Origin of the sequence: Ruminococcus sp., from assembly GCF_017650195.1 — a bacterium.
In the GTDB taxonomy this organism is placed as follows: Bacteria; Bacillota; Clostridia; order Oscillospirales; family Ruminococcaceae; genus Ruminococcus.
Genome location: NZ_JAGCFH010000020.1, coordinates 1 through 22,365, shown reverse-complemented (window position 1 = coordinate 22,365; position 22,365 = coordinate 1). Strand labels below are relative to the sequence as shown.

The following is a 22,365-nucleotide window of genomic DNA, read 5'->3' as shown; positions in this document are numbered from 1 at the left end:
GAAAAAGGCAATGGATATAAAAAAGACCGTTATCTCGCTTGCAGAAGCCAGCGGTGCTTCCGGCAGCGAGAAATGCGCAGCGGAGCTTGCTCTCACTATGCTCAAGGAATACTGTCCCGATGCAGAGATAATAAATGGAAATGTGATTGGACGCTTCGGCATTCATAAGGAGGGACTTCCTCTGCTGGTGCTGGACGCTCATATAGATCAGGTGGGATTTATCGTAACATATATCACGGACGAGGGCTTTGTGAAAGTCGGAAATATAGGTGGCATAGACCGCAGGCTTCTTCCAGCACAGCCTGTTGTAATATATGGAAAGCGGGATATAAAGGGAGTTATCTGCTCCGTTCCGCCTCATCTCACCAACGGAGATAGCGGGGTCCTTGAAATGGAGGACGTTGCAATAGACACAGGTATGTCCAAGTCTGAGCTTGAAGAAGTAATTGAAGCAGGGGACAGCATTACCTTTGATGTGACTTGCCGTGACCTTATTGGCAGACGCATCACAGGAGGTGCTCTTGACGACCGCTGTGGAGTTGCTTCCATACTTTACGCACTTGAACTTCTTAGGGATAAGCCTTTAGCTTACAATGTTACGGTAATATTCTCTGCTCAGGAAGAGGTAGGGGAGCGCGGCGCCAAAATCAGTGCTTTTGAGGTGAATCCTGAAATTGCCATAGCTGTTGATGTAAGTTTTGCCTACGCTATAGGTGAGGAAGAGAGCAAGTGCGGTTACCTCGGAAAGGGTCCCATGATAGGTATTTCTCCCACCTTGTCCCGTGAGATCAGCGACGAGCTTATAAGGACGGCTGAGGCTGAGAAGATCGCCTTCCAGAGAGAGGTAATGAATGGACTTACCTCTACCAATGCCGACCGCTATTCCGTGAACTGCTGCGGTGCGAAGGCTTGTACGGTATCCATCCCTCTGAGAAATATGCATACTCCCGTTGAGGTCATAGACCTTGAGGACGTTGAGCTAACCGCTAAGCTGCTTGCAGGATTCATAAGGGAGGGTATAAAATGAAGGAGCTGTTAAAAGATCTGTGTCTTGCGGACGGAGTTTCAGGCGACGAGAGCTCTGTGCGCGAGCTTATAATAAGCAAAATAAATGATCTATGCGAGTATAGAGTAGATAATCTCGGAAATCTTATTTGCTTCAAAAAGGGAAGGAAAACTCCACAAAAGAAGCTCATGGTATGTGCGCATACAGACGAGGTGGGCTTTATTATAACATATATCCGTCCTGACGGTACTCTCTGCTTCGGAAATGTTGGTGGTATCGACCCGTCTGTTGTTATAGGCAGGCAGGTCAGAGTGGGAAAAAGCCGTATCAGTGGAGTTGTAGGCTCTACGGCTGTACACAATCTCAACAAGGAGCAGCGCGAAAAGGCTCCCAAGACCGACAGCCTATACATAGATATCGGTGCTGCGGACAAGGCTGAGGCTGAGAAATACGTTTCTCTCGGAGACTGCGCTTATTTTGACTCGGAGTTTGTTGAAATGGGCGGCTGTATAAAGTCCAAGGCTCTAGACGACCGTGCAGGCTGTACCATTATGACAGAGCTCCTGCACGAGGATCTTGAATATGATACATATTTTGTGTTTAATGTACAGGAGGAGGTAGGTCTCCGCGGAGCTGTTGCCTCTGCCTATTCTGTAGCTCCCGATTATGCCATAGTCCTCGAATCCACCACGGCTGCGGACATCGACGGAGCTTCCGGTGCAAAAAGGGTATGCGAGGTCGGAAGGGGACCGGTGGTATCATTTATGGACAGGCATACCATGTACGATAAGGAGCTTTACCGCCTTGCCTTTGATATTGCTAAAGAGCAGGGCATACCCTGTCAGACAAAGACCATGATAGCAGGTGGAAACGATGCCGGAGTCATACATACTAGCGCAGGCGGAGTACGTACAATGGCTGTATCATTGCCGTGTAGGTATCTCCATTCGGCTTCTTCAGTGATAAATTATTCCGACCTTGAAAATACATATAAACTGGTAAAATCTCTTATCGGAAGGATACATGAGATATGATAAAGCTGATTGAACATGAGCATGAGCTTGACCGCGTACTGCTCAACAAAACGCTCTCTGGAAAGAAAATGCTTGCATACATGAGAGCATACGGTCCGAATTATGAATTCTGCCGTTTCTACAAGATAACCGATGGTATCGGTACGGGGTTCATGTTTATCATCAACTCCACACTTATAATATGCGGCGACGGAAAGCTCGAACCCAATGACGAGATAGACCTTTTTGTGAGTATGAATCTTCCCTTCCGTATCGAGGGCGACCAAAAGATACTGGAGGGTATAACCATTCCGGACCGTTATCAGGTGCTTAACCGTACAATTTTTGAACTTATCCCCGATGATACGCCTCTTGAAGCTATCGAGGAGCACGTTGAGTTCAATCCCAGCCTTCCTGATGTATACAAGATACTCTGTGAGGGCTTTCCAAATATAGCGGATTTTTCTCTTTGGTACACGGATACTTCACACCGCTGTCGTCACGGTATCAGCCGTGTGTTTACCTATCGCAATTCCACAACGGCTTCGGCAGTATTTGATATAGGCAGCACAGTCCTTATCGGACAGGTAGCTACAAATACAGCTGCAAGGGGAAGGGGCTACGCAAGGGAGTTTCTGAAATGGCTAGCAAAGTTCTTCAACGGGCTTGGAAAAAGGGCGTATCTCCTTGCTCTAGACGTCAGAGTTAGCTTCTATCAGGAGATAGGCTTCCGCATCGCAGGACGTGAGATAGTTCTCGAACGAATTGACATCGAGAAGGAAAGCGCTGCAAAGGGACGCCTTGAGGAAAGGTGATAACTGCCTATAGGTGATGAGTATTATATAACGTCTTGACTTTTACCCACGGATAGGTTATAATGTTCATTGAATTTGTATTTTAGGAGATGGATATAATGAACCCTGAGGTTTACGGAAAATATGAGATAATAGACGCTCATTCTCATATATTTCCTGAAAAGATAGCCGATACTGCTACGGACAGTATAGGACATTTTTACGGCATACCGATGAATAATAGAGGCTTCAGCGAGAAGCTCATCGAAGCCGGCAGCAGGATTGGCGTTAAAAAATATCTTGTGTGTTCAACAGCCACAAGCCCGAGGCAGACAAGCAATATCAATATATATATCGCTGGAGAGTGTGATAAGCACAAGTGCTTTTACGGATTCGGTACTACCCATGCGGATTCAGAGGACCTTGAAGGTGATATAGAGCAGATAATATCTCTTGGGCTCCACGGTGTGAAGCTTCACCCTGATTTTCAGAAGTTCAACGCTGATTCTCCCGAGGCTTTCAGAATATACGAGCTCATGGAGGGAAGACTTCCTCTGCTTATACATTGCGGCGACGCAAGATATGATTACTCTGCCCCTGAACGTATAAAGAGGATACACGACAATTTCCCAAAGCTTAAGATACTTGCTGCTCATCTCGGTGGCTATCAGCAATGGGACGCAGCTGAAAGGATCCTTCCTGGACTTGAAAATGTCAGATTCGACGTCAGCAGCTCTCTTGCCTTTCTCACTCCCGAGAGAGCCGCAGGAATAATAAGAGAGTATGGTATCGAAAACTGCTTCTTCGGATCTGATTTCCCCATGTGGAGTCATGAGGACGAGCTCATGCGCTTCCTGAAGCTTGGCTTTAACGAAAAAGAGAATCAGATGATACTTGCAGACAATTTCAAGGCATTTCTTGAAATAAAATGATAAAAAACGGGACACGGCTGTCCCGTTTTTATTTGGAAAGGAATATCTTATGGTAAAAGATATAGTCAAGGACGAAGCGGTACTTTCCGTAAAGTCTGAGCCTGCAACGAGAGCGGATATGCAGGCAGTACGCGACCTTCTCGACACGGTAAAGGCAAATGAGGATCGTTGTGTGGGAATGGCTGCAAATATGATAGGAGTACATAAGACCATACTTGTAGCATTAATAGGTGAAGAGTATATTGCAATGATAAATCCTGTGATAGTTGATCGTTCAAAGGAGACATACGATACTGAGGAGGGGTGTCTCTCCCTTAGCGGTTTACGTCCAGTAACTCGTCACCGTATCATAACAGTGGAATACATGGACAGAAAGTTTAAGCGCCGACGGGGAATATTCAGGGACTTTGAGGCAGAGATAATACAGCACGAGATAGACCATTTCAGCGGTATCATCATTTAGCAGTATTCACTAAGAAGTAGGAGTCGACATATAATATTAATGAGGGAGGGAAGCGCTCCCTCCCTTAATACAGCGGCACATCCGCTATATGGAGGAAAATGTATGGCGACTTTCTATAATCAGGCTACTTTGTCCTATAACGGTACAGTGGCAAGCTCAAATATAACCTCGGGCGAGATACTTGAGGTGCTTTCCGCAGAGAAGGATGCTGTTTCTGACAGCTATTCACAGGAAAGCGAAAACGTTTATATGATAAGCATAGTGAATTCTGGTTCTGTCTGCTACAGCGGACTCACTGTCACAGACGACCTCGGTGCCTACAGCTTCGGAGAGGATGGCAGTACTGCTGTTCCCCTGACCTATAGAGAGGGCTCTCTCGTTTACTATGTGAACGGAGTAAAGCAGCCAGAACCTGCGGTGACAACGATATCGCCACTCACGGTGACTGGTATAAATGTACCAGCAGGTGGCAATGCTATGCTGGTATATGCAGCTTCCGCAAACAGTTTTGCGCCTATGGGTACAGACGCTGATATAGAGAATACCGCAGTTATAAGCGGTGCCGGCTTTGAGCCTGTGACAGTATCCGAGACTATTTCCTACAGCGACGGCATCGACCTTGCAATAAGCAAGTCTCTCAGTCCTGCTGCTGTTGAGGAGAACGGAGAGGTGACTTACACCTTTATTATCCAGAATTTCGGAACAGCTTCGGCAGAAGCCGCTGATAATGTGGTATTCAGCGATTCTTTCACGCCTGCTCTAAGCGGACTTACAGCCGAGTTCAACGGAACACCCTGGGTGTCGGGAACTAACTATGCTTACGACCCGGATACGGGTGTATTTACAAGCCTTGACGGAGAGGTTACCGTACCTGCGGCAAGTTTCTCACAGTCAGATACAACAGGAGTATGGTCTGTGCAGGCAGGAGTAAGTACTCTTGTTATCAAGGGAAGGCTGTCATAAAGCAAAATGGGACACTTTCGTGTCCCATTATTTATACCGTAAAGCCATTAGCGCGGAAATTGTCGATCAGCTCTCCGAGTATCTCGGCGTTTGTAGCCGAAACAGAGTGAAGGAGAAGTATCTCTCCGCCATGAGCCGCGTCGGTCATCTTTTTCAGACTATCATCCGGATCGGGTTGACAGTCTGTTTTCCAGTCAACATAAGCGCTGCTCCAGAAAAGAGTGGTGTAGCCGCATTCCTTGGTGAGCTCGAGAGCGTGCTCGGAGTATTCGCCGCATGGACAGCGAAAATACTGCATCTGATAGCCGTATTTGTCCAGAATATAGCTGTGCAGGGACTGTATCTCATGCCTTGCGTCATTGTCTGACAGATCAGGCAGACTTGCATGGGTCATGCCGTGGTTTCCAAGGATATGTCCCTCGTCTATCATACGCTGTACCAGAGCCTGCTCTGTTTTTGCGTATGGACCTGTCAGAAAAAATATCGCTTGTACTTTCTTTTCCTTAAGCGTATCAAGTATCTTTGCGGTATAGCCGTTTTCATAGCCCTGATCAAAGGTGATGATTATTCTCTTATCGTCCTCCGACAGGGCGAAGGCATCAAGGTCGCCAAATCGGCTGTTGAACTGCACTGCGTCAAGGGGGCGGTTCTTTTCATCGACCGCGGTGCCTTGACCGTAGCCTGTCTTTGAGCAGTCGGCAGCGTATACCACCGAACATGGCAAAGCAGCCGCAGTTAGCAATGCAGCGGAAGCATTCATCTTCATAAGCATTTACCTCTGATTTTTGAGTGCGGAATAACTCCGCAATAGTATTATGAACTGAAAAAATGAGAAAAACCATGGGTATTTTTGCATTTTTCGATTTTTTTTGCATAAGTATTACTGAGGTGATGTTATGGGAAACGATGAATTGAAAGATGAGTACGACAGAGACAGCACGGAAGCCCTTATGGCAGAATATGACAGAAAACAAAAAAACAGAGCGGACGACATCATAGCCATGCAGGCAGTGATATGTATACTCCTTGCGGCTTTGCTTGTGGGAGGTAGGATATTCCGACCAGAAATAACGGAAGAGGTGTTCGGCAGGATAAAAAGCCTTTCGGCTGACAGGGGAGAGATCATGCCTAATCCCATAGATATGTTGATAGACTATATTGATAAGCATTAGGATATCTGGAACGGCAGTCCGCATACACTTTTCCTTTCTCGTTTTCAATGCGCTGATATTTCTCTTTCGAAGCAGCAGTCTCATATTAGCTTTCTACACGGTATGCGCCATCCATGAAGCAGGACATCTTGTAGCTATTGCACTCTGCGGCGGTAGCGTCAGGGCTGTGGACCTGAGCGCTGCAGGGATACGTATTGTCACACAAAAAGGCGGCACGATCCCACTACGAAGCAGCATATTCGTGCTGCTTTCGGGACCTACCGCCAATATTGTCGTTTATTCTGTTATGAAGCTTTCTGACTGCGACGGTATATTTCCGCTGCTGAACCTTTCCACTGCCATGTACAATATGTTGCCTTACTACAGCCTTGACGGCGGTGCGTTAATATGCACCCTTACAGAAGGGAGAGCGTGTGAACGCACAGCCTTCCTTGCCATGAAGGCGTTAGGAATTTTGAATATAGCCTTATCGGCTTTGGCTGTATGTCAGTTCGGTAGCCGAGCCATGCCATTGCTAATAGCCTCTTCTGCACTGTTTGCAGGGGATATGAGGTTTAAGCGCTGATTATTCGGCATGAGCTGCAATGCGGTATATAGTTGCAACGTCCTGTGCGGAGAGATGAACGAAGCCGCCGGTCTTTCCGTCACCGAGACCTAGCTTGTCCACCAGCTTAGGGATATCCTCTTCCTTGGCCCCTAGTTCCTTGAAGTTTATCGGCATACCTATGCTGCGGAGGAAGCCGCGGAAGCACTGTATGCCCTCAAGAGCGGTCTCGTCTGGATTCTCAAAGTTCATCTGACAGCCCCATACACGGACAGCCATCTGAGCGAAGCGCATAACGTTGTGCTTGTATACGAATTCCATCCATGCAGGCATGACAACTGCAAGTCCTGCACCGTGAGCACAGTCATAGAGAGCTGAAAGCTCATGCTCAATACGGTGGCTGTTCCAGTCCTGAGCTCTGCCTACTCCGACTATATCGTTGTGGGCAACGGTGCCAGCCCACATTATATTAGCTCTTGCCTCATAGTTGTCTGGTTGTGCGATAACACGGGGAGTCTCCTTTATCATCGTGAGGAGTATTGCCTCACAGAGACGGTCTGTGATCTCGACCTCGTGAGTGTTTGTAAAATAGCGTTCAAAAACGTGAGCCATTATATCTGTAGCTCCGCAGGCTGTCTGATATGCCGGGAGGGAGCAGGTGAGTTCGGGGTCCAGTATCGAGAAACGCGGACGTAGAAGGTCTGAACCCACATCACGCTTGAAGCTGCCTTCCTCCTTGGTGACTACCGATGCGCCAGAGCCTTCGCTTCCGGCAGCTGCTATAGTAAGTATAGTACCGATAGGGAGAGCTTTTTCGACCTCCTTACCTGTGCCGTAGAAGTCCCAGAAGTCTCCGTCGTAAGGGACTCCGAGAGCTATGGCCTTTGAGGAGTCGATGCATGAGCCGCCGCCTACAGAGAGGATAAAGTCAACGTTTTCATCGCGGCAGAGCTGTATTCCCTTATATATGAGAGTATCACGGGGATTTGGCTGTACTCCGCCCAGCTCTGTGAACTGTATTCCGCATTCGCTGAGTGAAGCCTTAACCTTGGCGATTAGTCCGGACTTGACAGCAGAGCCTGAACCGTAGTGTATGAGCACCTTTGTGCCTCCGTACTTCTTTACCATTTCTCCTGCTTTTGATTCCGTATCCCTTCCGAATATGAACTCTGTGGGACTGTAAAACTGAAAATTATCCATTGTATTTTCCTCCCTGTTTATTATATTTTTATATTCTTCACTGCTTCGACGACCTTATCGCACCAGCTGTCGAATGCTTCGTCCTCTGTCTGACATTCCTTATGGGCGAGTATATAGCGTATTGTGCATCTTATACCTTGATCTGCCCGTATAGTTGCGATAAAATCGGGAACTGCACGTTTTATTTTTGAGTTGTCGAATATAACTGTATTTGCCTTGTCGCCGATAAGAGTACCCTCGAAATCGTAGGGACCTATAGCGTTGAGTAGCTTCGATGAAACATGGCAGGCGTTAAGCTCAACGCCAAGCTCGTCGGCAATTATTGAGTATATCTGATTCCATGTTACGCTCTCGTCAGAGGTTATATGGAAAGCCTGACCGACAGCGTGGATATTTCCTACAAGTCCAGCATAAGCCTTTGCGAAGTCACTGTTGTGGGTGATAGTCCAAAGTGAGGTACCGTCTCCGTGTATTATGACCGGCTTGCCCTCCATTATCCTTTTGACCACCTGCCAGCTACCATTGTCGCCGTGTACTCCAAGTGGCACTGACCTCTCGTCATAGGTGTGGCTTGGTCGTACAATTGTTACGGGGAAACCATTTTCACGGTACTGCTTCATAAGGTATTCTTCGCAGGCTATCTTGTCCCGGGAGTATTGCCAGTGTGGATTTGCAAGAGGGGTGCTCTCGGTTATTACGCAGTCTGCAAGTGGCTTCTGATATGCGGAGGCGGAGCTGATATAGATGTACTGTTTCGTTTTGCCTCTGAAAAGCCTGAAATCTCTTTCCACTTGTGAAGGTACGAAGCCTATGAACTCTCCGACGCAGTCGAAGCTCATACCTTTGAGTTTTTCTGCTGCTTCCTTTTCGTCTGAGATATCGCACTGTATAGTACGTACAGTTTCCGGCAGCTCACTGTTCCTGCCGCCGCGGTTCAACAGTAAGACTTCGTGTCCCTGCTGCGCAAGGAGCTTTGTTATAGCCATACTTATAGTGCCTGTTCCGCCGATGAGTAGTATCTTCAAGTATTTGTTCACCTCTTAGAGTAAATTTTGTATATTGCGCTGTAAAACTGTTGGAATTATTATAACACAGATTTATAAATAAAGCAATATCTGAGCCAGTGAAAAATATTAAATATATTGTTTCTTATGTAAATTCTTGCACTTAAAAATAAAAGATGCAGAATTTGTTGGATGTTTCAGCATTAGAATAAAGAGAAAAAGCCCCAGGACATTGTAGCATGCCACGGGGCTTAGCTTATATATCATAGTAATCAATGCCGTACTGCTCGGCATAGTGGTAAGCTTTTGCGTCGTTTGCGGCGAGGTACTCACCACCGTACTTGTAGCAGGCAATAAGAGCCTCGGCAGCTTCCTTGTCTCCGCCGGCAGCAGCCTTACTGAACAGACCTGCGGCAATAGAGTAATTCTTATAAGTGCCTGTGCCATTTACATAGCAGTAGCCCAGCTCCTTCTGAGCGGCAGGATTATGTTGCTCAGCTGCAAGCTCCAACATATCCTTTCCTGCCACCGGATCAGCAGCCGTACCCACTCCGTTTAGAAGACACCAACCGTAAGAGTACTGACCATCCGGATCGCCCTGCTCGGCAGCCTGCCTGTACCATTTTACGGCTGACGTGGTATCCTTTGGCACACCGTAGCCGTTAAATAGGCACTCACCATAATTGTACTGAGCCTTCGGGTGTCCTTGTTCAGCTGCCTGCCTGTAGTATTTCGCAGCAGAGCTCTGATCCTGTGAAGTGCCATCTCCACGCAGGCAGCAGCCTGCAAGGTTGTTCAGTGCGTCAAGATCACCTTTGTCGGCGGCTTCCTTGAACATCATTACCGCCGATATCTTGTCCTGCGGAACTCCGATACCTGACAGATAGCAGCAGGCAACGTTGAACTGCGCGTCGGTATTTCCCTGACTGGCAGCCGCTTTGAGCCAATAGATAGCCTTTTCACTGTCATACTCGATACCTACGCCCCTGAGGTACATATTCCCCAGCTTGAACTGCGACTCGGGATCACCGGCCTGAGCGCTCCTGAGAAGACCGTCAGAGGTATTCGCTTCTATGCTGATACCGTATCTTTTTGAGTAGAACTCGGCTCTTGCCCTGTTAGGAGGGAGCCCTGCGCCGCCGATAGTAAAGCAACGTATAAGAGCTTTCTGTGAATCGTAGTCGCCCTGCTCGGCTGCCTGCTCGTAGCGTTTTGCTGCCAGAGCAACATTACGCTCCGCGCCCTGTCCGAGGTAATAGCAGTCTGCCAGCTTTTTCTGAGAGCTACAATCGCCTCTATCCGCGGAGAGAGTATACCATTTTACTGCCTTTGTGTAATCCTGTTTTATGCCTCTTCCATAAAAGAACCTCTCTCCGAGGTTGAAGCTTGCGTCGTTATCGCCGTTCTGAGCCCTTCTGAAAAGGTCTTCGATAAGTGATGTTCTGTCTCCGGTGCTGATAAAGTTGTCTCCGCTGTCTGACGAAAGCAGGGAGACACCGCTTTTTAGCTTCCAGCCGAGGGCTGAAGCTATGCTGTACGCTACGAGGTCTGCCTTTTCGGCGTTTAGGTATTCGCTTATCTCCGAGGCAGCACGCTGTACAACATCGTCGGCAAGCTTTGAGCCTGTGAGAACGGCGTCGTTCTCATGTATGAATATATCACCTATATCCTCGCTTAGAGCAACGAAGAAAGCTTTGTTCTCTTTTGAGAGACGAGGAGCGAAGTCAGAAAAGGCGGAGCAGAATTTCTTGTGGTCCGAAAGTATATCAATGCCGAAACGGTCGAGCACCTGTTTTGCAGCGTCAGCAGTTTCTTTGAAGAGATTGTTGTCCATAAAGGAGAGCCTCCGTGTGGTATATTATATAATAAAGGCTCAGCAAGTCATGGCAGCAGGCTTATTTATCACCTGTAGCCGCTCGTTGAGGTCTGTGAGGAGCAGACGTTCAAGGTCGCGTTCCGTAGCAAGACCGGCGTCCGAATCGAGAGCCCGGAAGCCCTCGTTCACCATTTCTTGAGCGCCATCGAAATCACGTTTTATATTAAACAGATAGTATGCCAGAACTCGTTTTGCGTTTGCGTCGTTATCCTTGTTTATCACGCTTCCGAGCCTTTCAAGGAGGAGATCAGTGATCTGGGGATTCGGCTCCACTTCAGAGAAAAAGTATATCAGCCAGTAGTAGCTGCCGGTCTCTTGAACGAAATAGCCGCGGTCCATAAGGATATTCATAGCCTTGTGGGAGGGCTCGCGCATACCGTTATAATTGCCCATTGCGGCAAGGTGTCCCATGTACAGCTGATAATAGAGCAGCTGCTCATTTTTGGTGGACTTTTTTAAGCCGAGCTCCTCCATTGGCTTCATGTCGATAGAGGCGTAGCTCTCACCTTGCCTGAGGCGTTTAATAATCGAATTTATACAGCCACCCAGTCTTTTTACAAGAACGAGGCTTGTGTAGATGTACATTGCAAGCGAAAAGAAGGCGTGGAAGACCATTCCTGCCGCAAAGGAGAAAAGCAACAACTCTGTATGAGTGAAATGCTCTGGCTTTGTCAGCAGACCGCGTAACGAAAAGCAAAGTGCTGCGGCTACTGCAAATTTGGCGGCAACGCTCAGGAACTGGAGCATATCAGCCTTTCTGTCGCTGAAGCTCTCTACAGACTTCCTGCTGTCAAAGCGGACGTCGTGCTGTATGATAGGACTGAACCTACGTAAGGAAACAGTCCACTTGTTGTCTGAAACGTTGAATTCCAGACCGAAAAAAGATATATTAGTCACCCTCATGCCAAGGGCAGGGGCGAAAATGAGATTTGTCGTTAGAGCGACTATTTCTGCGGCTAAAAGTGGGAGAAGGAGAAAACCCGTGATAAATATACATGTCTTTGTGAATACAGACATAATACCTCTCCTTTGCTTTCAGAAGAAAAGGGCAGTATCCCGCCCTTATCTGTAAATATCCATGTATGTGATCAGCTCGCATTTCATAACGGTCGCATAAGACAGATACCATCTTCCATCCAGCTCTACGAAACCACAGCCGTTTCCGATGAAATCATGCTCATCATTGCCATCCTTGTAATAAACGATGCCGCAGCCTGAAGCGTTCGTGAAGCTCGTGCCGAGCTGTTTGTTGAAGTCCTTGAGAGCGTTTTCGGATGTTGGACTGATAAGCTTTTCTTCGAGAGTGGTAGTCCACTTATCCGGCGGAACGTCAGACTTTTCAGCCATAAGGGAATGGATCTTTTTTATGGAATCGTTGATAGCGCTCATGACCTTTGAGCGCTTAAACATGACCTGCGCGTTCTTGCCGTCGAGTAGCTCTGACTCGGATGTGTCGAGGTAAGCATGGTACCCCTCTATCTCTTCTTGACAGAACATATCATATACGGCGTTTGCGTCACCGTGCAAGTAAGCACTGTAGTAGGCTTGTGCGGCTTCAAAGCATGTCGCAAATCCCTTTTGCGGAGCCTCTGTAGTGGGCTCGGTCGTTGCTGCGGCAGAAGTTGTTGTTTCCGCAGCAGTAGTAGTAGTAGCTTCCGTGACTGCCGTGGAAGTCTCCGTTGTTGAAGCGGTACTGTCCTTTGCTGAAATGGCTTTGTCAGCCTCTGAGCTTTTGCAGCTCCATGCTGATGAGCACAGCAGGGCAGCGGTGATAACTGCCATTATGCGGGAAAAGAGCTTCATATAATTCTCCTTGTACTATAATGATGCTTACAATAGTATTATAGCTCCAAAACCCTTTTTCGTCAATAGTCTGCTTAAAAAACAGTTTATGCGTAGTATGGGCATCAGTAATCCTTTTTCTTGCCGCAGTTCTTACAGACCTTGGTTATTAGCTTGAAATCGCCGCCGCAGTAGGGACACTTTCCTGCGGTCTTTCGACTAGCCACAACTGTTTCGTAGTAAGCTGGGAAGTTAGAGGCGTTGTCTGCAAGATTCTGCCATGATATGTTCAGAAGGTTAGGGCAATTATTGAAGCCGCCGCTCACCTTTTTTACCGAGGCAGGTATGCGTATGCTCTCAAGATTCTCGCAGCCGCTGAAATCGCCTACCGACGTAGCTCCTGTCGGTATCTCTATGGCTCTGAGACCTGTACAGCCGCTGAAACCATCAACACTGAGCAATCCAGCAGGAAGCTCTATGCTTTTGATCGATACGCAGTTCTGGAATGCAGCAGAGTCTATCGACTTGATGGTCTTAGGGATACCTACAGCCGACAATGATGAGCAGTTGGCAAAGGTGCATTCCTGTATATGAGAAACTCCCTCAGGTATATTGACAGCTACAAGCTTTTCACAGCCTGAAAAAGCGTATTTTCCTATCTGTGAGACGTACTTCGGTATCTCGATATCTGATAGCTTCTTACAGCCAGAAAAGGCGAATGCGCCTATTTCTCCTATAGTTTCCGGGAACTCAACTGATACGAGCTCGGCGCAGTCCGCGAAGAGGGCGTCTGATATACTTTGTAGTAGTGGAGGCAACACGACGCTTTTCAGAGCTGTGCAGCTGCGAAAAGCCCATATATCAATAAATGATATGCTGTCAGGGAAACTTACTTCCTCAAGGGCTGTGCAGCCGCGGAATGCGTAGCCTCCGATGACCTCCAGCTTGTCGTGGAAGGTGATGTGTTTAAGGGCAGTATTGTTTTCAAATACGTGATTACCAATCCTGCGCACCTCTCCAGGTATAGTAACATTTTCCGCACTGCCTTTATAGGATGTGAGAACGCCGTCCGTTATTTCAAAGTCACTGTTCTGCTTCTTGACTGCCTTTACCTTTCTTGCGACTTCCTTGTGCTGTGACTTGTACTTGTTCACAGCCTTGCTGACTATAAAAGGAGTGCTACAATGAGGACACACCCAAGCGTCCTTGGTTTTATCGACTTCGACTGTTTTTCCGCAGTTAGTGCATATAGCGTTTGTCTGTACCATAATTATCCCCCTATTATTGCCATATTTTATATAATAATTGTACCACTTGAAACTGCGAATGTCAATAAATTCAGAGCAAAACTCACAAAATACACATAAGGATTTACTGCTTATTGTACTAAGTGCATACAAAAAGAGAGCCGCATTAAGCAGCTCCCTGAAAAAGTTTTTATTAAAGCATTGAGGCTCTTAGCTCATCGCCGCTGAGTCTTGAAAGATAAGCCGGAGCGATGTCGAAAGCAGTCTTGCAACCGGTCGCGCCCTCAGCCTTGAGCCTTGCAAGCGCTCTTGCGTAGCAAATAAGCACACTTGCTGTAAATTCAGGATTTGACTCCAGTTTGAGAGAGTACTCTATCATCTGATGAGTTTTTTCACCGTCTCCAGTGAGACCGCTTCTCATAACGAAACCGCCATGGGGCATCTTATTGTGTTTTGCGTTGAATTCCTCTTCGCTGATGAAGTTTACTGTTGTATCGTACTCATCGAAGTAGTTCTTCATAGTCTTAATATCGCTCTCTATCTTCGCAAGGTCCGCACCCTCCTCGGGAACTACCCAGCACTCTCTGAGGTGTTTCTGACGAGTGGTGAGCTCGGGTTGGCTTCCGCTGCGGACAGCCTCCATAGCCGACTCTATTGGAACAGTGTACTGTATGCCTTTCTTTACGCCTTCAACTCTGCGTATAGCGTCGGAGTGTCCCTGACTTACGCCCTTGCCCCAGAAGGTATAGCTCTTGCCGTTGGGAAGTATGGACTCTGCATAAAGTCTGTTGAGGGAGAAGAGACCGGGATCCCAGCCGAGAGAGATAAAAGCGAGGTGACCACTCTCCTTAGCAGCCTTGTCAACGTTTGCAAAATGCTCGGGTATCCTTGCGTGAGTGTCGAAGCTGTCGATAACGTTGAAAAGCTTAGCCATTTCGGGGGTCTGCTTGGGAAGGTCTGTAGCGCTTCCTCCGCAGATTATCATAACGTCGATATCGTTTGTCATATTCTTGGCATCATCAATCCTGTAGACACCAGCGCCTGCCGTTAGGGGCTTAACTGTGGAAGGATCGCGGCGTGTGAATATTCCTGCCAGTTCCATATCATCATTCTGACGGATAGCGAGCTCAACGCCTCTTCCGAGGTTGCCGTAGCCTGCAATACCGATTCTAACTTTAGCCATTATATTAGTCCTCCTGTTGTGATCAAAAATTACGTTAATATTATATCACACTATTTTTTTGTTGTAAAGCTGTAAATTCAAAATTAGCTATGGTAAATTTGAATTTGAGTAAGTTGAAAGTAGTGAGTAGTATTATGATGCGAAGTAGTTTCTATTTTCTAATATCTAGATACTACTCATGTAAATCACATTTTTGCTTCACAAAACTATGATTTACGCTTTTTTGCTTTGTGCCGGAGGATAACAAGCCCCGTAAGGGCAGCAGCCTTTACGGCTGTCTTTGCAACGTTCTTGGGAACTATTTTGGTGCGTATATCCTGTGGTACCTCCTCTGATACCGCGAGATTGCCTTTGCCGGCGGCTTTTACCGAACCGCCTTCTATATGTATACCGTGGAAATCTTTCTTGAATTCCATATTAATCCTCCCTTACAGGTTCAGCTATCAGGAACTTTATTTTCTTGCCTTCGTCGGAGAACATTTTCTCATGCTCGGTGACAAAGTTTTCGTAAGGACTTTCTGCGTGGAGATCGTAGGTTTTGTATTTTATCCTGAAGCCTGCCTCCGCGAAGTACTCAAATGACTCCTCGAAAAGCTCGTCGTCATCAGTCTTGAACCAGAGTTCGCCGCGGAGGAACTTTTTATAATTCACAAGCTGGCGGGTATGTGTCAGACGGCGCTTTTTGTGTTTGGATTTAGGCCACGGGTTACAGAAATTGATGTATATCCGTTCTGCACGGTCGTTTTCGTCCCATGCAAGCTCGAGACGCTCGATGTTCTGTATTGCTATGCGGACATTATCCGGAGAAGTTCCCTTTATCGCGTAAGCGGCTTCCAGCTTGCGCTTTGCGAGGACTAGCATCTCGTTCTTTATGTCCATAGCTATGAAATTAGCTTCCGGATGAGCAGGAGCAGCCTGTGATATGAAGCCGCCTTTGCCGCAGCCCAACTCCACGTATAGCGGCTTGTCAGGATCGCTGAAAAGCTCTCTCCAGTGACCTATCTGCTTCTGCGGCTCTTGTATATAAAAGGGACAAGTCTCCAATTCAGGCTTAGCCCATGGTTTATGACGTATTCTCATAAATTACCTCCGTGATTGTACTGATAATAATTATACCACATTTTCCTGTAAAATCAAATAGTCTGCGAAAAATTTTCGTATACCGAAATGCTCTACAATCAGCGGCAACCTTAAGAGCGGCTTTTTGTAAATAAATAATAATATTACTGAAATCACTGGACAAGAGAAACATAATGTGATATAATATTTCTGTTAATTGAAACTACCCTTTAATTCGATCCCGTGAGGTCGGCAAGGCGAGTTATTTGATACTGTAATTATAACATAGCTATAACTATAAGTATGCTCCCTGCCGCGCGGGGGGCATTTTTTGTTGCTGAAAGGAGAACAGTGTATGGAGTCGAAGCGCATTATCATGGACGATAAGGCTGTGCAACGTGCTATTGCCCGTATCTCTTACGAGATAATCGAGCGAAACAAGGGCACCGAGGATCTGTGCATAGTTGGTATTCTGTCAAGAGGTGTTCCTATCGGAAGACGTATTGCAGAAAAGCTTTCAGAGCTCGAAAAAAACACGGTCCCTTTCGGTTCACTTGATATCACGCCCTACCGCGACGACAGCAAATCGGGCGGAGACGCTGAAAAGACGGAGATACCCTTTGATATTACGGACAAGAACGTAGTTATAGTGGACGACGTGATATTTACTGGAAGAAGCTCACGGGCTGCCATAGATGCTCTTATAAAGCGGGGCAGACCGCGCTCAATACAGCTTGCTGTGCTTATCGATCGCGGACACAGAGAACTTCCAATACGTCCGGATTATATAGGGAAGAATCTTCCAACATCCCACAGCGAGGTTGTAAGGGTTTCTGTTGAGGAGATCGACGGCAGCGACGGAGTAGCTATCTACTGAATATCCACCACAAACTGAAAGAGAGGTATATATGTCATCTATTCTGATAAGGAATATACGAGCAGTTGATAATATAACGGATACAACAGCAGACGTACTGATAAAGGACGGAATTATCGCAAGGATATACAGCGGTATAACAGAGAATGCAGAACAGATCATCGACGGAACAGGACTTGTGCTTATGCCGTCACTGTTCGATATGCATGTTCATCTCCGTGACCCAGGCTTCACCCATAAGGAGGATGTGCTCACAGGCTGTGCCGCGGCATTGGCAGGAGGAGTGACAGGAGTTCTTGCAATGCCGAACACCAAGCCTCCATGCGACCATCCGGAAACTATAAGCTATATCATCGGAAAGGCAAAGGGAACGGGAGTTGACGTATATCCTGTAGGCTGCATAACAGGCGGCATGAGTGGAAACGGCCTATGCGACTACGACGCATTGAAAGCGGCAGGCTGTATATGTATTTCCGATGACGGCAGGCCTGTTGAGAATGCAGAAAATATGAGAAAGGCTTTGGAGCTTTCAAAGGAAAACGGACTTCTCGTTGCTTCTCACTGCGAGGATTTGAGCATAATAAACGGCGGTATAATGAACAAGGGCGAGACCTCCGAAAGGCTTGGAGTCAAAGGCATGGACAGAGCTTCCGAGGACTACATAACAGCCCGTGAGATGATACTTGCTTCATCAGTGGACGCAAGGATACATATATGCCATGTTTCAACAGAGGGCAGCGCAGCAATGATACGCTTTGCCAAGTCGAGAGGAGTTAAGGTCACATGCGAGACTGCTCCTCACTACTTCATGCTCACAGATAAGCTTCTTGAAAAGCGTGATGCGGACTACAGAATGAATCCGCCGCTGAGGACTCCTGAGGATGTAAGAGCGATAATCGAAGCCATAAAGGATAGCACTATAGATTGTATCATCACGGATCACGCTCCCCATGCCGCAGAGGAAAAGGCTGATTTTGAAAAGGCTCCAAACGGTGTTGTGGGACTTGAGACCTCTCTTGCGGCAACCCTCACAGCACTGTATCATACAGGAGAGATAAGCCTTAACAGAGTAGTGGAGCTTATGTGTATAAATCCCCGTAAGATACTGGGACTTGATACACCGTGTATCAGAGAGGGAAGCACAGCCGATCTGGTTATCGCCGACATAGACAGAAAATGGACAGTAGAACCTGAAAAATTGCATTCAAAGTCAAAGAATACAGTATTCAAGGGCATGGAGTTTACAGGAAAGCCTCTCGTTACTATATCAAAGGGCGAGATAAGATACAATGCATTATAATACAAGGAGGAAAAGAAATGTCATTTGACAGACTTATCGAAAAGATAATCGAAATGAAAAATCCTACGGTGGTGGGACTTGACCCTAAGCTGGAGTATGTTCCTGATTTTATACAGCGCCGTTACCTTGACAGCGACGGCTGGACTCTGAAGGCTGCTGCAAAGGCTATATTTGACTTCAATCAGGCGATAATCGACGAGATACATGACATTGTACCTGCTATAAAGCCGCAGGCTGCCTACTATGAGATGTATGGACACTACGGCATTAGGACACTTGAAAAGACTATCCGTTATGCAAAGCTCAACGGTATGTTCGTTATAACGGATGGCAAGCGCAACGATATAGGCGCTACCATGGAAGCCTACACAAAGGCTCATCTCGGTACAGTCACTATAGGGGACAGTGAGATAGAGCCCTTTGGAGCTGACGCTCTCACAGTCAACGGTTATCTCGGCACAGACGGTATCGAACCTCTCCTTAAAGTATGCCGTGAGCGCGATAAGGGTATATACGTGTTGGTAAAGACCTCAAATCCCTCCTCGGGAGAACTTCAGGATATGAAGCTTGCGGACGGTCGCACCATATACGAGTGCATGGGCGATATGTGCGAGAGGTGGGGTGAGGATACCCGCGGCAAGTATGGCTACTCCGCAGTGGGAGCAGTTGTTGGTGCTACATATCCCGAAATGCTTACGGAGCTGAGGCAGAGACTTCCTCATACAATGTTCCTTGTACCCGGCTACGGCGCACAGGGCGGTGGAGCTGAGGGCTTGAAGGGTGGCTTCGACGAGAACGGTCTGGGAGCTATAGTCAACTCCTCACGCGCAGTAATGTGTGCATACAAGAAGGAAGGCTGCGACGAGCGCGACTTCGCAAAGGCAGCAAGAAGAGAAGTTATCCGCATGAGAGATGATATCTGCCAATATATTAATTTGAAGTGATTGGTGTAGGGGCGATGCCTGCATCGCCCCGTGCCCTGCAAAATATATGAACCTTTTGTAGTGGTGGCGTCCTGCCGCCCGCAAACATACACATGATTTCCGCGAAAGCGGACATAGTAATTCCGAATTCCGTATCACGAATTCAGAATTAAGGACGCTCTTTCCACAATGGCGTGGAACAGAGTGAATAACATCATCAGTACACGGTGCCGTAAGCGAGTTTACTGGCGGTAGCGTGGTTAGGGAGCGCAAGTTATGCGCAAGGAGGAATACAAATGTCATTATTCAACATGGGCGAAAAAGCTTATCTTATGCTTGCCGACGGACAGGTGTTCGAGGGTAGAAGCTTCGGTGCAAAGGGCACCGTCATAGGCGAAGTAGTATTCACCACAGGAGTCACAGGCTATCAGGAAACTCTCACAGACCCAAGCTACTACGGACAGATAGTCACACAGACCTTTCCACTTATCGGAAACTACGGTGTGAATTCTGAGGACAACGAGTCCGCGAAGTCCTACGTATCGGGCTACATCGTGAGAGAGTGGTGCAATTCTCCTTCAAATTTCCGTAGTGAGGGCAATATAAACGATTTCTTGAAAAACCATAACATTGTCGGAATAAATAACATCGACACCCGCAGCCTTACACGTACTATCCGCGAGGTGGGTGTTATGAACGGAGTTATCACCACCGAGGATGTTTACGCAAAGAAGGACGAGCTCCTTGAAAAGATACGTGCTTTCACAGTAAAGGATGCTGTAAAGACTGTCACGAATACCGAAACTCTTACCTATGAGCCGGAGGAAAAGAAGCTCCGCGTAGCCCTCTTTGATTTCGGCTATAAGCGCAATATCAGGCAGGAGCTTTTAAAGCGCGGCTGTGAAGTTGTGGTAGTGCCTGCATACACCACTGCGGCTGAGATAAAGGAACTTGCTCCAGACGGTATTATGTTCTCGAACGGACCTGGAGACCCTGCTGAAAATGTTGAGATAATAGACAATATAAAGGAGATACAGAAGCTTGGTATACCGATATTCGGTATATGCCTCGGTCATCAGCTCATGGCTCTTGCCAACGGTGGAAAGACCGAAAAGCTGAAATACGGTCACAGAGGAGCCAATCAGCCTGTTATTGACTTAGAGAGCGGACTCACCTACGTCACCAGCCAGAACCACGGCTACGCGGTAGTAGGGGACAGCATAGACCCATCCGTGGGAAGGGTATCCCACATAAATGCAAACGACAAGACCTGCGAGGGCATACACTATACCTCAGTCAACGCAAGAACGGTCCAGTTCCACCCGGAAGCACACGGTGGACCGCTGGATACGGCGTATTTGTTTGACGAATTCGTAAAAACAATGCTTAAATAAATTAGAAATTAGGAATTCGAAATTAATGTATCAGCTTATACGTGCTATGTTTAAATCTGCGGAAAAGCAGACACAATAATTCTTAATTACGAATTCCGAATTAAACATCTTGATTGTTGATAAAAACGGAGGTAATATAAATGCCACTCAGAAGTGATATAAAAAAGGTACTTGTTATCGGCTCGGGTCCTATCGTTATTGGACAGGCTGCCGAATTTGACTACGCAGGCACACAGGCTTGCCGTGCACTTAAACAGGAAGGACTTGAAGTAGTCCTAGTAAATTCAAACCCTGCTACCATAATGACCGATAAGGCTATGGCGGACAAGGTCTATATTGAGCCTCTTACTCTTGACGTTGTAAAGAGGATAATAGAAATTGAGAAGCCGGACAGCCTTCTATCTACTCTCGGCGGACAGACTGGTCTTACATTGTCTATGCAGCTTGCGGAAGAGGGCTTCCTCGAAAGCCACAACGTAAAGCTCCTTGGCGCAGATCCTGAGACTATCCACAAGGCTGAGGACAGACAGGCTTTCAAGGACACTATGGAAAAGATAGGAGAGCCTGTTATTCCCTCAAAGGTTGTAGAGACTGTTGAGGATGCCGTTGACTTTGCACAGGTGATACACTATCCTGTTATTGTCCGTCCTGCATTCACTCTCGGCGGAACAGGCGGCGGTATCGCACAGAATGAGGAGGAGCTCCGCGACATTGCAACTAACGGTCTCCGTCTTTCTCCTATTACACAGATACTTGTTGAGAAGTGCATAAGCGGCTGGAAGGAAATAGAATTTGAGGTTATCCGTGACGCAAAGGGCAATGTTATAACGGTATGCTCAATGGAAAACTTCGACCCTGTAGGCGTTCATACAGGTGACAGTATCGTTATCGCTCCCGCGGTAACTCTCAGCGACAGAGAGTATCAGATGCTCCGTACAGCTGCTATAAACATAATCAAGGAACTGAAAGTCGAAGGCGGCTGCAACTGTCAGTTCGCACTTCACCCCACAAGTTTCAGATATGCTGTTATAGAGGTAAACCCCAGAGTTTCACGTTCATCTGCACTGGCTTCAAAGGCGACGGGCTATCCTATCGCCAAGACGGCTGCAAAGATAGCTATCGGCTACACTCTTGATGAAATAATCAATCAGGTAACGGGCAAGACCTACGCTTGCTTTGAACCTGCGCTTGACTATGTAGTAATCAAGTTCCCCAAATGGGCTTTCGATAAGTTCGTTTACGCAAAGCGTACCCTCGGCACTCAGATGAAGGCTACAGGAGAGGTAATGGCTATAGGAACTAGCTTCGAGCAGGCAATGATGAAAGCTGTACGTTCCATAGAACTGGGCATGGATACCATGAACCTGAAAAAGCTTGAAAAGCTCTCTACTGAGGAGATACGCGAGAAGCTCCACGTCATCGACGACGAGCGCTCATTCTGCGTATTTGAAGCTCTTAAACGCGGTATCACTCCAGAGGAGATACACGAGATAACCATGATAGACAACTGGTTCCTCTATAAGCTGCTGAACCTTGTTGAGCTAGAAAAGTGGCTCACTGAGGGAGAGCTTACGGAAGAAAAGTATGATATTGCAAAGCAGTATGGTTATCTTGACAGCACTATCGAGCGTAT

General features: G+C 47.1%; 23 protein-coding genes. 13 read left to right on the top strand and 10 right to left on the bottom strand.

The window, feature by feature from the left end; genetic code table 11:
* Positions 1 to 10 precede the first annotated feature (10 nt).
* From J6U00_RS00875 to J6U00_RS00850, 6 genes are all read left to right on the top strand, one after another.
* The gene (locus J6U00_RS00875; protein WP_296577661.1) at positions 11 to 1,027 is read left to right on the top strand and encodes a M20/M25/M40 family metallo-hydrolase; all 1,017 of its coding nucleotides are present in this window, start codon (positions 11 to 13) and stop codon (positions 1,025 to 1,027) included.
* Positions 1,024 to 2,040, top strand: coding sequence for a M42 family metallopeptidase (locus tag J6U00_RS00870; protein WP_296577659.1), 1,017 nt, complete (start codon positions 1,024 to 1,026; stop codon positions 2,038 to 2,040). Before J6U00_RS00875 ends, J6U00_RS00870 begins: the two co-directional genes overlap by 4 nt.
* Positions 2,037 to 2,834 carry an N-acetyltransferase gene (locus J6U00_RS00865; RefSeq protein ID WP_296577657.1) on the top strand — a complete coding sequence of 266 codons (798 nt, stop codon included), beginning with the start codon at positions 2,037 to 2,039 and terminating at the stop codon, positions 2,832 to 2,834. The genes J6U00_RS00870 and J6U00_RS00865 overlap by 4 nt, the downstream gene beginning before the upstream one ends.
* Positions 2,835 to 2,932: 98 nt before the next feature.
* Complete coding sequence (locus tag J6U00_RS00860; RefSeq protein WP_296577655.1) at positions 2,933 to 3,745, top strand: amidohydrolase family protein; 813 nt, start codon at positions 2,933 to 2,935, stop codon at positions 3,743 to 3,745.
* Positions 3,746 to 3,794: 49 nt separating this feature from the next.
* Positions 3,795 to 4,208 (top strand): peptide deformylase, encoded by a 414-nt coding sequence (locus J6U00_RS00855; RefSeq protein WP_296577653.1) that lies wholly within the window; start codon positions 3,795 to 3,797, stop codon positions 4,206 to 4,208.
* A 102-nt stretch (positions 4,209 to 4,310) separates the two neighbouring features.
* Positions 4,311 to 5,171, top strand: coding sequence for a hypothetical protein (locus tag J6U00_RS00850; RefSeq protein WP_296577651.1), 861 nt, complete (start codon positions 4,311 to 4,313; stop codon positions 5,169 to 5,171).
* Between the two features lie 31 nt (positions 5,172 to 5,202).
* On the opposite strand, the gene J6U00_RS00845 is transcribed toward J6U00_RS00850, so the two are convergent.
* Positions 5,203 to 5,937, bottom strand: coding sequence for a polysaccharide deacetylase family protein (locus J6U00_RS00845; protein WP_296577649.1), 735 nt, complete (start codon positions 5,935 to 5,937; stop codon positions 5,203 to 5,205).
* A 130-nt stretch (positions 5,938 to 6,067) separates the two neighbouring features.
* Between J6U00_RS00845 and J6U00_RS00840 the strand changes: the two genes are divergently transcribed.
* Both J6U00_RS00840 and J6U00_RS00835 read left to right on the top strand, forming a co-directional pair.
* Positions 6,068 to 6,343, top strand: a complete 276-nt coding sequence (locus tag J6U00_RS00840) for a hypothetical protein (protein ID WP_296577647.1) — start codon at positions 6,068 to 6,070, stop codon at positions 6,341 to 6,343.
* Positions 6,330 to 6,908 (top strand): hypothetical protein, encoded by a 579-nt coding sequence (locus tag J6U00_RS00835; protein ID WP_296577645.1) that lies wholly within the window; start codon positions 6,330 to 6,332, stop codon positions 6,906 to 6,908. The genes J6U00_RS00840 and J6U00_RS00835 overlap by 14 nt, the downstream gene beginning before the upstream one ends.
* Here the strand turns inward: J6U00_RS00835 and J6U00_RS00830 are convergent, their stop codons facing one another.
* From J6U00_RS00830 to trmB, 9 genes are all read right to left on the bottom strand, one after another.
* Complete coding sequence (locus J6U00_RS00830; RefSeq protein WP_296577643.1) at positions 6,909 to 8,087, bottom strand: iron-containing alcohol dehydrogenase; 1,179 nt, start codon at positions 8,085 to 8,087, stop codon at positions 6,909 to 6,911.
* A gap of 20 nt (positions 8,088 to 8,107) precedes the next feature.
* Positions 8,108 to 9,112, bottom strand: coding sequence for an NAD-dependent epimerase/dehydratase family protein (locus J6U00_RS00825; RefSeq protein WP_296577640.1), 1,005 nt, complete (start codon positions 9,110 to 9,112; stop codon positions 8,108 to 8,110).
* A 235-nt stretch (positions 9,113 to 9,347) separates the two neighbouring features.
* Positions 9,348 to 10,925 carry a hypothetical protein gene (locus J6U00_RS00820; RefSeq protein WP_296577638.1) on the bottom strand — a complete coding sequence of 526 codons (1,578 nt, stop codon included), beginning with the start codon at positions 10,923 to 10,925 and terminating at the stop codon, positions 9,348 to 9,350.
* Between the two features lie 39 nt (positions 10,926 to 10,964).
* Positions 10,965 to 11,984, bottom strand: coding sequence for a hypothetical protein (locus J6U00_RS00815; protein WP_296577636.1), 1,020 nt, complete (start codon positions 11,982 to 11,984; stop codon positions 10,965 to 10,967).
* A 45-nt stretch (positions 11,985 to 12,029) separates the two neighbouring features.
* Positions 12,030 to 12,770 (bottom strand): hypothetical protein, encoded by a 741-nt coding sequence (locus tag J6U00_RS00810; protein WP_296577634.1) that lies wholly within the window; start codon positions 12,768 to 12,770, stop codon positions 12,030 to 12,032.
* A gap of 104 nt (positions 12,771 to 12,874) precedes the next feature.
* A complete protein-coding gene (locus J6U00_RS00805; protein WP_296577632.1) occupies positions 12,875 to 14,017 on the bottom strand; it encodes a leucine-rich repeat protein in 1,143 nt (380 codons plus the stop codon).
* Between the two features lie 172 nt (positions 14,018 to 14,189).
* Entirely contained in the window at positions 14,190 to 15,179 is a 990-nt protein-coding gene (locus J6U00_RS00800) for a diaminopimelate dehydrogenase (protein WP_296577630.1), read from the bottom strand.
* Between the two features lie 206 nt (positions 15,180 to 15,385).
* Positions 15,386 to 15,595, bottom strand: coding sequence for a hypothetical protein (locus tag J6U00_RS00795; protein WP_296577628.1), 210 nt, complete (start codon positions 15,593 to 15,595; stop codon positions 15,386 to 15,388).
* 1 nt (position 15,596) lies between these two features.
* Positions 15,597 to 16,259 carry a tRNA (guanosine(46)-N7)-methyltransferase TrmB gene (gene trmB, locus J6U00_RS00790; RefSeq protein ID WP_296577626.1) on the bottom strand — a complete coding sequence of 221 codons (663 nt, stop codon included), beginning with the start codon at positions 16,257 to 16,259 and terminating at the stop codon, positions 15,597 to 15,599.
* 334 nt (positions 16,260 to 16,593) lie between these two features.
* On the opposite strand from trmB, the gene pyrR reads away from it, so the two are divergent.
* The 5 genes from pyrR to carB all read left to right on the top strand — a co-directional run.
* Positions 16,594 to 17,115 (top strand): bifunctional pyr operon transcriptional regulator/uracil phosphoribosyltransferase PyrR, encoded by a 522-nt coding sequence (gene pyrR, locus J6U00_RS00785; RefSeq protein ID WP_296577625.1) that lies wholly within the window; start codon positions 16,594 to 16,596, stop codon positions 17,113 to 17,115.
* A 31-nt stretch (positions 17,116 to 17,146) separates the two neighbouring features.
* Complete coding sequence (locus J6U00_RS00780; RefSeq protein WP_296577623.1) at positions 17,147 to 18,415, top strand: dihydroorotase; 1,269 nt, start codon at positions 17,147 to 17,149, stop codon at positions 18,413 to 18,415.
* A 17-nt stretch (positions 18,416 to 18,432) separates the two neighbouring features.
* A complete protein-coding gene (gene pyrF / locus J6U00_RS00775) occupies positions 18,433 to 19,359 on the top strand; it encodes an orotidine-5'-phosphate decarboxylase (RefSeq protein WP_296577620.1) in 927 nt (308 codons plus the stop codon).
* A 275-nt stretch (positions 19,360 to 19,634) separates the two neighbouring features.
* Positions 19,635 to 20,732, top strand: coding sequence for a carbamoyl phosphate synthase small subunit (locus J6U00_RS00770; RefSeq protein ID WP_296577619.1), 1,098 nt, complete (start codon positions 19,635 to 19,637; stop codon positions 20,730 to 20,732).
* A gap of 140 nt (positions 20,733 to 20,872) precedes the next feature.
* On the top strand, positions 20,873 to 22,365 hold a 1,493-nt coding region (carB, locus tag J6U00_RS00765; RefSeq protein ID WP_296577617.1), incomplete at its 3' end, for a carbamoyl-phosphate synthase large subunit.